Source organism: Veillonella sp. S13053-19 (assembly GCF_002959835.1).
Classification (GTDB): domain Bacteria; phylum Bacillota; class Negativicutes; order Veillonellales; family Veillonellaceae; genus Veillonella; species Veillonella rogosae.
In genome coordinates this window covers 138,100-151,515 of the sequence record NZ_PPDA01000010.1, presented here as the reverse complement: position 1 = coordinate 151,515, position 13,416 = coordinate 138,100, and the positions used below count along the sequence as shown (strand labels likewise).

General features: G+C 34.8%; 7 protein-coding genes. All 7 read left to right on the top strand.

Translation table 11 applies throughout. The features are described from left to right. Positions 1 to 61: 61 nt before the first annotated feature. The 7 genes from VEHSUH06_RS07215 (at position 62) to mraY (ending at position 13,393) form a co-directional block, all read left to right on the top strand. Positions 62 to 7,264, top strand: a complete 7,203-nt coding sequence (locus VEHSUH06_RS07215; RefSeq protein WP_233187905.1) for a YadA-like family protein — start codon at positions 62 to 64, stop codon at positions 7,262 to 7,264. Between the two features lie 384 nt (positions 7,265 to 7,648). Continuing rightward, positions 7,649 to 8,080, top strand: coding sequence for a division/cell wall cluster transcriptional repressor MraZ (gene mraZ / locus VEHSUH06_RS07210; RefSeq protein ID WP_009351750.1), 432 nt, complete (start codon positions 7,649 to 7,651; stop codon positions 8,078 to 8,080). 9 nt (positions 8,081 to 8,089) lie between these two features. Then, complete coding sequence (rsmH, locus tag VEHSUH06_RS07205) at positions 8,090 to 9,022, top strand: 16S rRNA (cytosine(1402)-N(4))-methyltransferase RsmH (protein WP_105082092.1); 933 nt, start codon at positions 8,090 to 8,092, stop codon at positions 9,020 to 9,022. A 21-nt stretch (positions 9,023 to 9,043) separates the two neighbouring features. Continuing rightward, on the top strand, positions 9,044 to 9,448 hold the full coding sequence (gene ftsL, locus VEHSUH06_RS07200) for a cell division protein FtsL (RefSeq protein WP_054748650.1): 405 nt from the start codon (positions 9,044 to 9,046) through the stop codon (positions 9,446 to 9,448). A gap of 55 nt (positions 9,449 to 9,503) precedes the next feature. Further along, positions 9,504 to 10,988 carry a UDP-N-acetylmuramoyl-L-alanyl-D-glutamate--2,6-diaminopimelate ligase gene (locus tag VEHSUH06_RS07195; protein WP_105098336.1) on the top strand — a complete coding sequence of 495 codons (1,485 nt, stop codon included), beginning with the start codon at positions 9,504 to 9,506 and terminating at the stop codon, positions 10,986 to 10,988. Position 10,989: 1 nt separating this feature from the next. Beyond that, on the top strand, positions 10,990 to 12,348 hold the full coding sequence (gene murF, locus VEHSUH06_RS07190) for a UDP-N-acetylmuramoyl-tripeptide--D-alanyl-D-alanine ligase (RefSeq protein WP_105082090.1): 1,359 nt from the start codon (positions 10,990 to 10,992) through the stop codon (positions 12,346 to 12,348). A 58-nt stretch (positions 12,349 to 12,406) separates the two neighbouring features. Beyond that, complete coding sequence (mraY, locus tag VEHSUH06_RS07185; RefSeq protein WP_105082089.1) at positions 12,407 to 13,393, top strand: phospho-N-acetylmuramoyl-pentapeptide-transferase; 987 nt, start codon at positions 12,407 to 12,409, stop codon at positions 13,391 to 13,393. Positions 13,394 to 13,416: the final 23 nt, after the last annotated feature.

Sequence of the window (13,416 nt, the reverse complement as noted above, 5' to 3'; positions counted from 1 at the left end):
GCAATGGCAACAACAAGTGCAACAGCAACAACAGCAGCAACAAAGACGTCCACGTCCACAAGTGCCGCAACAACAACAGCAACAACAACAGCAGCAACAATGGCAACAACAAGTGCCACAACAACAGCAACAACAAGAACCTAAAAAAGGCGGTTCTAACGGAGTTACTATTGTTAATAACTACTATAAAGTTATAACTACTGATGTTGAAAATGTTAAGAAAAACACAGCCAACATTAATATTCTTAACCAAAAAGTAGAAAATAATACTACTAATATTACGAATATTAACAACCAAGTTGGTAATGTTAAAACTGACATTACAGGCATTAAAACTGATATTACTAATATCAATGCTAAAGTTAATCAAAATAGTAAAGATATTGAAGGCCTAAAAGGTAAAGTTGGCACTCAAATTTCTAATATTCAACAAGATATTACTAATATTAACAATAATATCGATGCTAGATTTACTGAAATTAACAACAACATCGATACAAGAATCAATAAACAAGTTACTAATATCACGAACAATGTTGTTAATAATGTAAACACTAATATCGATGCAAGTGTTAAAAAACACATTGAAGCTAATAATACTAATATTATTAACCAAGTAAATCAAAACATTAATACTGAAATTCAAAATAATAACACTACAATTTTAAACCAAGTTAATAAGACTATTGAAAATAACAATACAACTATTATCAATAATGTTAACAAAGATGTAGATATTAAGATTAATGATATTAAAACAAATATCAACAATGTGAAAACTGAGTTAAATAACAACATTACTAATGTTAAGACTGAGTTGAATAATAACATTAACAAAGTTGATATTAAAGTTAACGACAACAAACAAGCAATCAATAATTTAACTGTTAATGTTAACAATAATAGCAAAGCTATTACTAATTTGACTGCTAAAGTTGAAGAAAACACTAACAACATTACTTTCAACAATACTATTGCGATGGAAAACCGCAAAGGTATCATTGATAACAAAAAAGCTATCGGTGAAAATAAAAAAGCCATCGAAGACTTGAAAGGTAAAGTTGGCACAACAATCAATAATATTAACACAACTATTGATAATAAGATTAGTGAAAACAACACTAAGATTATCAACGAAGTTAATCACAATGTAGATATTAAAATTAACGATAGCAAAACAAATATCATTAATGAAGTTAACAAAAATATTAATTCTTCAATTGAAGCTAACAACACAACTATTATTAATCAAGTAAACACTAACGTTGATAATAAAATTAATGCTGTTAAAGCTGATATTACTAAGATTAATAATTCTGTAACTGATTTAAGTGCTAAAGTAGATGCTAATACAACAAACATCACTAACAACACTACAAATATCAACAAAAATACGACTGCAATCACTGAATTAAACACTAAAGTTGATAAAAATCATACTGACTTGATGAAGCGATTCGACTATCACAATGAAGCGTTAAGCAATCATGAAGGTCGTATGCAACAACTTGAACAAGATAATAAAACAATTAAAACTGACGTAGCTAATACTCAAAATCAAGTTAATATCAATACTAAAGATATTGCTGACTTGAAAGGCAAAGTTGGTCAAAACATCGGCAATGTTCAAGTAGATATTAAAGATATTAAAAACAATATCACTAATATCAATAGCAAAGTGGAAGCGAATGCAACTGCAATTAATAATGTTAATGTAAAAGTTGACGGTGTTAAAGGTGACTTGAATGGTCTTAAAGATCGTGTAGATCGCCATGATCAACGTTTAGACTTCTTACAAGATAACCTTGCAGATAACTCTACACGCATCTCCATTGTTGAAGATGGTGTAAAAGCCAACCAAAAAGCTATCGATGAATTAAAAGGTCATGTTGGCACACAAATCACAAATATCGAAAATACAATTACTAATAAAATTAACGCAAATAATACAGTAATTAACAAAAATATCGATACTAAGATTGAAGCTAACAATACTACAATTCTTAACAAAGTAAATAATAATATCGATGTTAAGATTAATTCCAATAACATCAAAATTGATCAAAAAATTGATGGTGTTAAAGGTAACTTAAAAGATCTTGAAGCTCAAGTTAACAAAAACACACAAGACATCAACGTAGCTGGTACAATTGCTATTGAAAACCGTAAATTCATCGGCGACAATAAAAAAGCTATTGATGAATTAAAAGGTCATGTTGGCAATCAAATCACAAATATCGAAAATACAATTACTAATAAAATCAACGAAAACAATACAGTAATTAATGAAACTATCGATAATAAGATTGAAGCTAACAATACTACTATTATCAATAAAGTAGATAACAATATTGATGCTAAGATTAATGCTAACAATACAACAATCATTAACAAAGTTGATAAAAACATTGATGTGAAAATCAACGAAAATAACACACAAATTAACAATACAATCAACAAAAAAATTGGTGATGTGAATGTTAAGATTGATGGTGTTAAAGGTGATTTGGATGGCCTTAAAGGTCGTGTAGATCGTCATGATGAACGTTTAGACTACTTACAAGGTAATATTGTAGATAACTCTACACGTATTTCTGTAGTAGAAGATGGTGTTAAAGCTAATGCAAAAGACATCAATGTAGTTGGCAATATTGCTTTAGAAAATCGTCAATTCATCGGCAATAATAAAGCTGCTATTGATAAAAACACTAAAGCAATTGACGAATTAAAAGGTCAAGTTGGCACTACAATTAAAAATATCGAAACTACAATTAATAACAAGATTACTGAAAACAATGTAACTATTAATAAAAATATCGATACTAAGATTGAGGCTAACAACACTGTTATCAACCAAAACATTGATAATAAAATTAACAGCAACAATACAACAATCATTAATAAAGTAGATCAAAATATTGATGCAAAAATCAATGCTAATAACACAACAATCATTAACAAAGTTGATAAAAACATCGATGTAAAAATCAATGAAAACAACAAACAAATCAACAACACAATCAATACTAAGATTGGTGATGTAAATGTTAAGATTGATGGCGTTAAAGGTGACTTGAAAGGTCTTAAAGGTGATTTAGATGGCCTTAAAGGTCGTGTAGATCGTCATGATGAACGTTTAGATTACTTACAAGGTAATATTGTAGATAACTCCACACGTATCTCTATAGTTGAAGATGGTGTGAAAGCTAATGCAAAAGATATTAATGTAGTTGGTACAATTGCAATGGAAAACCGTCAATTCATTGGTGATAATAAAGTTGCTATTGCAAACAATACTAAAAATATCAATATCAATGCTAAAGCTATCGATGAGTTAAAAGGTCAAGTAGGTCAATCCTCTACAGTTATCAACGATATTAAGAAACAAATTACTAATATCAGCGGTAAAGTAGAAAATAACACTACAAATATTGCTAATAACACAACTAATATTGCTAAAAATACTACAGCAATTAACAACGTGAACGTTAAAGTTGATGCTAATGCAAAGGCTATCGTAGATAATAGCAAACGTATCGATGCAACTAATGTAAAAGTAGATGCTAACACTACTAACATTGCTAACAATGCTACTGCAATCAACAACGTAAACGTTAAAGTTGATGCTAATACAAAGGCTATTGTAGATAATAGCAAACGTATTGATGCAACTAATGTGAAAGTAGATGCTAACACTACTAACATTGCTAACAATACAACTGCAATCAACAATGTAAACGTTAAAGTTGACGGTGTTAAGGGTGACTTGAAAGACCTTACTGCTAAAGTTGAACAAAACACTAAAGACATCAACGTAGCAGGTACAATTGCAATTGAAAACCGTAAATTCATTGGCGATAACAAAGTTGCTATTGCAAATAACAAAGCTGCTATTGCAAATAACACTACAAATATCAATGTTAATGCAAAAGCTATTGATGAATTAAAAGGTCAAGTAGGTAAATCTTCTACAGTCATCAACGATATTAAAAACCAAATTACTAATATCAATGGTAAAGTAGAAAATAATACTACTAACATCACTAACAATGCTACAAACATTCAAGCTAATGTAGTGGCAATTGCTGACAATAGCAAACGTATCACTGAAAACACTACAAACATCGCAAACAACACTACAAACATCGCTAATAATACTACAGCTATTAACAATGTAAATGTAAAAGTTGACGGTGTTAAAGGTGATGTAGAAGGCTTGAAAGGTCGTGTAGATCGTCATGACCAACGTTTAGATTACTTACAAGACAACATTGTAGATAACTCTACACGTATTACAGCAGTAGAAGATAATGTTAAAGTAAATACTACTAATATTGCTAATAACACTAAAGCTATTGATGAATTAAAAGGTCAAGTTGGTAAAACGGTTCAAAATATCGAAACTACTATTAATAACAAAATTACTGAAAACAATGTAGTTATTAATAAAAATATCGATGCTAAGATTGAAGCTAACAATACCGTAATCAACCAAAATATCACAAATGCAATTACCGAAAACAACAAGGAAATTAACAATACAATCAACAAGGTAAATGTTAAAGTTGACGGTATTAAAGGTGATATTGAAGGCTTGAAAGGTCGCGTAGATCGTCATGACCAACGTTTAGACTACTTACAAGATAACATTGTAGATAACTCTACTCGTATTACAGCAGTAGAAGATAGTGTTAAAGCTAATACTACAAATATTGCTAACAATACAACTGCTATCGACAAGAATACAAAAGCTATCGAAGCATTGAACGGCAAAGTTGGTACTACTATCACTAACATTGAATCTACTATCAATAACAAGATTGAAGCTAACAATACTACAATTCTTAACAAAGTAGATCAAAATATCGATGCTAAGATTACTGCTAATAACACAACAATCATTAACAAAGTTGACCAAAATATTGATGCTAAGATTGCTAATAACAACACAGAAATCAATAAAACTATCAACAGTAAAGTTAATGAAGTAAATGTTAAAGTTGATGCTAACGCAAAAGCAATCGTTGATAATAGTAAAGCTATTACTGACATTAAAGCTAATGTGACAAACATCAGCAATAAAGTAGATGTTAACACTGCAGATATCAAAGCTATTCGCACAGATGTAACTAACAACACTACAAATATTGCTAATAACACTGCAGCTATTGCTAATGTAAGTAAACAAGTTACAAATAATACAACTAACATTTCTAACAATGCAACAGCTATTGCTAATGTAAGTAAACAAGTTACAAATAACACAACTAACATTTCTAACAATGCAACAGCTATTGCAAACATTAGTAAACAAGTTGCTGGTAACACAGCTAACATTACTGATGTAACAGCTAAAGTAAATGCTAATACTGGTCGTATTGAATCTAATACAACTGCTATTAACAACTTAAGCGGTAAAGTTGATGCTAATGCTCAAGCTATTGAGTCCTTAAAAGGTCAAGTTGGTAAAGGTAATACTACAATCGTTAATGTAGCTCAAAAAGTAGAAAATATCACTCAAAACATTAACGCTCAAAACAGCAACATCCAAGCTAATACTGTAAACATTCAAAATAACACTTCCAATATTAATAACATTAAAGCTAATGTTGTTAACGTTGAAAAGAATGTAAACAATATTAAAGCTGATGTGACAGTAGTTAAAGCTGATATCACAAACATCAATGCTAAAGTTGATCAAAAAATCAATATTGTAAATAACAATATCAACAATATTAGTGCTAAAGTTGATAAACAACTTAATATTGTAAACAACAATATTACTAATGTTCAAAATGATGTTAAGAATATTGATGCAAAAGTTACAAACATTGATAATAAAGTAACTAATATTGACAACAAAGTGACTGATATTGATGTAAGAGTAAATAATCAAAATACTGTAATCAACAATATCAAAACTGATGTATCTGGCTTGAAAGACCAAGTTGGCAAAAACACTGAAGCAATCAAAAACTTACAAAACGTAGGTGCTGATGTAAACAAAGTGAAAGAACAAGTTAATGCTAATACTCAAAAAGCAAATGCTAACGAAGAACGCATTAAAACTGTTCAAAGCCAAGTTTCTGTTAATACTGAAGCAATCAAACATAACACTGAAAACATCAATATTAACAAAGCAGCGATCAAGCAAAATGTTGAAGCAATTCAAAATACTAATGTAACTGTACAAAAAGTAATCAACAAAGTTGATGAACATAGTAAAGTTATTAACGATGTATCTAAACAAGTTAATACTAATACAACTAATATTGCTAATATTAATAATGTTGTTAACCAAAATACAACTAATATTACAAATGTAACTAACCAAGTTAATGCAAATACAAGCAATATTAGCAAAGTATCTAGCCAAGTTAATACAAATACTACAAACATCAACACTCTAAATGCTAAAGTAGATACTAATGTTACAAATATCACTAAGGTAGATAACCGTGTAACTGCAGTAGCTAACCAAGTTAATGAAAATGCACAATTAACTAAAGCTGTTGGTACTCTAGCACTAGAAAATCATGAAAAAGTTAGTGTATTAGGTTTACAGGTAAACAAAAATACAGAAGACATTTCTAACAATGCAACAGCAATTGCAAATGTAAATACTAAAGTTGATGAAAACGTTAAATTGACTAAAGCAGTAGGTACATTGGCATTAGAAAACAATGAAAAAGTTAATGTATTAGGCTTACAAGTAAACAAAAATACTCAAGATATCAGTACATTAGCAGAGGCTGCAAACTACAGCTTGAAAGCTTCCAACATTGCATTACAAGATCATGCAACACTTGTTCAACACGATGCACAAATCGCAGAAAACTCTCGCCGCATTAGCAGCGTAGAACGTGATGTGAAAGCAGTTGGTGCTTCTGCAGCAGCATTGGCAGCATTGAAACCTATCGAATACCACGAAGGTCAAAAAGCTCAAATTATGGCAGCTGTTGGTACTTACAAAGGTAAAACATCTACTGCATTGGGTGTAGCTCATTATGCAAATCCTGATTTGTTAATCCATGCTGGCGCAGCTTATGGTGGTGACCATAGCGTAATGGCAAATGCTGGTGTAACAATCGGTATCGGTAATGCTCCTACAGCTCCTAAAGCATCCCCAGCAACTGTAAAAGTTCTTGAGGATAAAGTGGCTGATTTACAAGCTCAAAATAAAGAAATCCGTGATCTTCTTGATAAAGTGCTTGCACAACAACCACAACAAGCCCCACAAGCAGCTGTAAAAACAACTAAATAATTAGCCTCCCAATTGATAGATTAATTCTTTAATCTATCGCAGGTATAGAAACCGCGTAGCAGAAATGTTACGCGGTTTTCTTTTTTTGTGGGGACTCTACCCATTATGAAATGTAGTGAGGATGTTATCTGTTAAGAACTGGTCTCACTCTACTCTGTTAAGTCGTTGATTTTTTACTGTAGTGGTAGATAGTGGTTTTTAACAGCTAGTTTTGGCTTTATAGTCGAACATATGTATTGTAGAAAAAAGGAGAAAAATAGAGGTTGAATAAGAAAAATATAAAAAAGTGGGTTAAAAATGGAAAATTTGTTGTTAAAGGTGGTGAATTGTGGTAGAATTTACCATATAGTGGTGGATAAGGAATAGTAAAGGGCGGTGATACGTATGTTCATGGGAGAATATAATCACACCATTGATACAAAAGGGCGGATGATTATACCTGCCAAAATACGTGAACAACTAGGTGATTTGTGCATTGTCACAAAGGGCTTAGATGACTGCTTAGCTATTTACACCCAAGAGGCGTGGAAGAAAATTTCTGATGCCTTACAATCACAATCCTCCACTAAAGCTAGCGTACGTGCCTTAAAACGTTTTGTTTTCGGTAGTGCTGCTGAGCTTGAATATGATAAACAAGGTCGTGTCCTCATTCCTGTACCACTACGTGAATATGCAAGCCTTGATAAACAGGCCGTTATAGTCGGTGCTGGGGATCACGTTGAAATTTGGAGCCGCGAAAAATACGATTACTATGATGATCAAGTGGCTGAAAGTATGGAAGAATTAGTCGAAGGGCTTGAAGGGATTATGTTATAGGAGGCTATGATGGAATTTAATCATACTAGCGTACTTTTACGTGAAACGGTGGACTCTGTCGTAACTAATCCAAAAGGCATTTATGTGGACTGTACCCTTGGTGGGGCAGGACATGCTCACGCAGTGGGCGAAATGCTTGACCCAGAAGGCATGATAATAGGTTTAGATCAAGATGAAGACGCATTGAGCGTAGCTCGACAGCGATTGTCTGATTTAAATTGTCAGGTATTAACAATACCAACAAACTTTTCTAATTTAAAAGAAGCCCTGCAGAATGCGGGCATCTATGAAGTAGATGGTTTTATATTTGATCTTGGCGTATCAAGTTATCAGCTAGACACCCCAGAACGTGGCTTTTCATATATGAATGATGGACCACTCGATATGCGTATGGATAAAGATGCACCACTTACAGCAGAGGAAATTGTCAATGAGTACGATGCTGAACAATTGCTGCAAATCATTCGCGATTATGGGGAAGAACGATGGGCTAAGCGCATTGTTGAATTTATCGTTAATGCGCGTCAAGAAAATCGAATTACCACTACTGGTGAGTTAGTTAGAATTATTAAGCAAGCAATACCTGCGAAGGCGCGTCAAGATGGACCACATCCGGCGAAACGGACGTTCCAAGCCATTCGCATTGAAGTAAATAGAGAATTAGCTATCTTGCATGATAGTTTTGTAGATGCTGTATCTATGTTGAAACCAAAGGGGAAAATTGGGGTTATCACATTCCACTCATTGGAAGATCGAATTACGAAACAAACTTTCAAAGAGTTAAGTACAGCGTGTATATGTCCTCCAGAATTGCCGATGTGTGTATGTAACCATAAAGCAGTTGTGAAGGCAAAGAATAAGGCTATAGAGCCAAGTGCAGGGGAGATTGAGGTTAATCCGAGGGCTAGAAGCGCGAAGTTGCGTGTAGCCGTCAAGTTGTAGAATTGGAAGGGGTTAGTGTTTATGTTAGCGAGAAAGGCTGTTGTGGGCCAAGTAAAAGGCGATATGTTGGTCGCTACACAAGGGAGAAAACGTAGTGCAAATGTGGCTTTAGATTTGAGCCCTATGATGTGGCAAGTTGTATATGGTATTGCCGCATTAGTTGCATTTTTGCTTATCATGATGGTTATGAATGCATACAGCACAAAATTAGGCTACGAGGTAGTTAAAACACAGCAAGCTGTAGTACAATTAACAAAAGATAACGATGCATTGGATGTAGAGGTAGCTTCCTTGAAGTCTCCTGTTCGTATCCAACAGATCGCAGAAGAACAACTAGGGATGGTTTTGCCTGATTCTTTTGTTTATAGCACAAAAAGCGCTGTTACTGAACGTAATGTGCAAGAGAAACAGCAAATTATAGACTAACAGGCAAAGCAGCTCGTATTGGGCTGCTTTCCTTTGCGTGTAAAGGAGATTGTATATGAAACAATTACAAGATATAGTGAAAACCTTGCAAGCGCCGCAAGTAACAGGTAATACAGCTGTTGAAATTTTAGATATTACAGCGGACTCTCGTGCTGTTAAAGCCGGTAGTTTATTTATTGCTTTAGATGGTGCCACTGTAGATGGCCATAATTATGTAAATAAAGCCGTAGAATCTGGTGCAGTAGCTGTACTTGTGTCTAAACCAGTAGAGGTAAGTGGTGATGTTTGTATTATCACTGTAGAGGACACTCGAAAAGCTATGATGGCATGCGTGCCGTATTTCTTTGATTATCCAGCAAATTCCATGCGTATGATTGGCGTTACTGGTACGAATGGTAAAACGACTACGACTCATATGATTCGTCATATCTTGAAAGCTCAAGGCCATAAAGTAGGTGTAATTGGTACTGTTCATATTATGATCGGCGATACAACATATCCAATTCATAATACGACACCTGATGTAGTGGATTTACAACATATTCTTCATCAAATGGTAGAGGAAGGCGTTACCCATTGTGTAATGGAAGTATCTTCACATGCCTTAGCATTAGGCCGAGTTTCTGGTGTTGAATATGATACAGCAGTATTCACGAACTTAACACAAGACCATTTGGACTTTCACAAGACCTTTGAAAATTATTTGGCGGCTAAGTGTAAATTGTTTGAACAAGTTAGCGCACCGAACCAAACTAAATCTGGTAAGGGCGCTATTATCAATATCGATGACGCCTATGGTCATCGGGTTGTTGAAAAAACTAAAGCACCTATCATTACCTATAGTATTGATGGGAACGGCACATTGAATGCTCACGATGTTGATATGACTCCTAAATCTAGCCGTTATACTGTATCTTATGATGGTCATGACTATACGGTGGCTATGAATACGACAGGTCTATTTAATGTGTATAACACATTAGCAGCTATCGGTGCTTGTTTGTTAGAAGGTATCTCAATGGAAGATATCGATAAAGCATTAAAAACATTTAGTGCTGTACCTGGTCGCTTTGAGTTAATCGAAGAAGGTCAACCATTTGCAGTTGTTGTAGACTATGCACATACACCAGATGGTTTAGAAAATATTTTACAAACTGCAAAAGCTATTCAAGAAAATCGCATTATCGTAGTCTTTGGCTGTGGTGGTGACCGAGACGCTACTAAACGTCCTATTATGGGCCGCATTGCTGCACAATATGGTGATGTTGTGTATGTAACGTCTGACAATCCACGTACAGAGGATCCTGTACAAATTGTAAAAGATGTTGAAGCAGGCGTTAAAGAAGGCCTTCGTGAAGGCTCTCATTATGAAGTTATTGTTGATCGTCGGGAAGCGATTCAACATGCAATACAAAATGCAAAACCTGGGGATATTGTACTGATTGCAGGTAAGGGGCATGAGGATTACCAAATCTTAAAGGATAAAACGATTCATTTTGATGATCGTGAAGAGGCGCGAGCAGCCCTCAAGGAGATCTAATATGGCAGAATTTACATTGTCTCAAGTGGTTGAAGCCACTGCGGGGACGAGTGCACATACCGACAATATTAAGTTTTTAGATGTGTCTACTGATACAAGAACTATTGAATCAGGATTTTTATTTGTAGCCTTAAAAGGCGATACCTTTGACGGTCATGATTTTATCAATACGGCCATTGAAAAGGGGGCTACAGGTGCTATTGTAGAAAAAGGTCGTGCCGTAGAAGGTATTGTTTGTATTGAGGTAGAAAATACCTTGGTAGCATACCAAAACTTGGCACGTTATCATCGTCGCCGTTTCGATATTCCTGTAGTAGCTATTACAGGTTCCTCTGGTAAAACTACGACAAAGGAAATGGTAGCAGCTGTACTAGGTACAGAATTTAACGTTTTAAAAACAGAGAAAAACTTTAATAATGAAATTGGCTTGCCAAAAACATTGTTGCGTTTAACTGCAGAACATGAAGCTTGTGTAGTAGAAATGGGGATGCGTGGTCTTGGTCAAATTGAAGAGCTCGCATTAATCGCTGAACCAACTATGGGTATTATTACGAATGTTGGTACGAGCCATATCGAGCTATTGGGCTCTCGTGAAGCCATTGCAGAAGCAAAAGGTGAGTTAATTCGTTGTTTGCCAGAAAATAGTGTGGCGATTCTCAATGAAGATGATCCATATGTTAAGGCTATGGATACCCTGGCTAAAGGTAAGACTATTACGTATGGTATCGAACGTAATGCTACATGTATTGGCAGTCATTTGCGTTATAAAAAAGACGGTATCAAGTTTACTTGCAAATGTTATGACGAAGTCTTTGATATTTTCTTGCCTATGATTGGTGAACACAATGTTTATGATGCATTGGCGGCCATCGTAGCAGGCCGTGTGTTGGGGATTAAATCCAATACAATTCGTAAAGGCTTAAGCGAGTTTACAGGCACTCCTATGCGCCAAGAAATCGTACCATTTGAAGATATCGTTATCTTGAATGACGCATATAATGCAAATCCTTCCTCTATGGCTGAAGCAATTAAAGCTTTGGGGCAATTAGAAGGAAAACGTAAGATTGCCATGCTCGGAGATATGCTTGAACTTGGCGATTTCTCTGAGGATGCACATCGTGAAATCGGTCAACTATTGGCTGAAGAGGGTTATAGTGTAGTATTCACCTTCGGTGATGCAGCTGCTTTTATAGCTAAAGAAGCAAAAAAAGCAGGATTAACTACATTCCGTTGTAATAGCCATTTAGAAATGGCCAATGCCTATAGCGATATTCGTGAAAAAGGGGATGTTATCCTTGTAAAAGGTTCCCGTGGTTTGCGAATGGAGCGCGTTGTTGAAGAATTAAAAGATCGAGAATAAAAGATAACGGCTAGTTGTATCTAGCCGTCATCTGTTTATTAATAAGTAGAGGATTCATATGATATATCATATTCTGTTAGCCTTTGTAGTGACCTTTATCATTACAGTCGTGCTTGGTAAAATCGGTATTCCTATGTTGCGTTCTTTGCACGCACAACAAAGTATTCGTGAAGAAGGTCCTGAAAGCCATCAAGCAAAAGCTGGTACACCGACAATGGGTGGTGCTTTCATGATGATTGCTCTCGTTCTTGGTGTCGCTATTTTTGCACCTTGGAATGTAGGCACAGGGATGTTATTATTCCTAACATTAGGTCATAGTTTATTAGGTTTCTTTGACGATTTTGTAAAAGCCGTTAAAAAACGTAATCTTGGTTTAACAGCTAAGCAAAAATTATTGGGCCAATTTATTTTGGCAGCTGTATTCTGTTACTGCATTACTGAAATTATGGTTGTTCCTACTACATTGTGGATTCCTGTAGCAGATGTACAACTTCAATTAGGTTGGGGTTATTATGTATTGGCGTTCTTAATTATCGTAGGTGCTACAAATGCTGTAAATCTTACCGATGGCCTTGATGGTCTTGCAAGCGGTACATCCGCAGTGGCGGCGATTGCCTTCTCCGTTATTGGTCTTATGGCTGCATCTATGACGAACTCTATTGGTGCTGAAAGCGTTGCTTACTTTGGTGCTATTGTGGCCGCTGTATGTCTTGGCTTCTTGGTATATAATGTAAATCCAGCTAAAGTATTCATGGGTGATACAGGCTCTTTGGCTTTAGGTGGTGCCTTTGCAGCCATGGCTATTTTAACTAAAACAGAATTGTTACTTGTAGTGATCGGTGGCATTTTTGTTATGGAAGCATTATCTGTTATTATCCAAGTTATTTCCTTTAAGACACGCGGTGTACGTGTATTTAAAATGAGCCCTATTCATCATCATTTCGAATTGTCTGGATGGGCAGAACAAACCGTAGTTAACCGCTTCTGGTTTGCTGGTGCTGTATTAGCCGTTATTGGTGTAGTATTAGCGACTATAACTTTATAAGATAATACTTAACGGAACCCGTA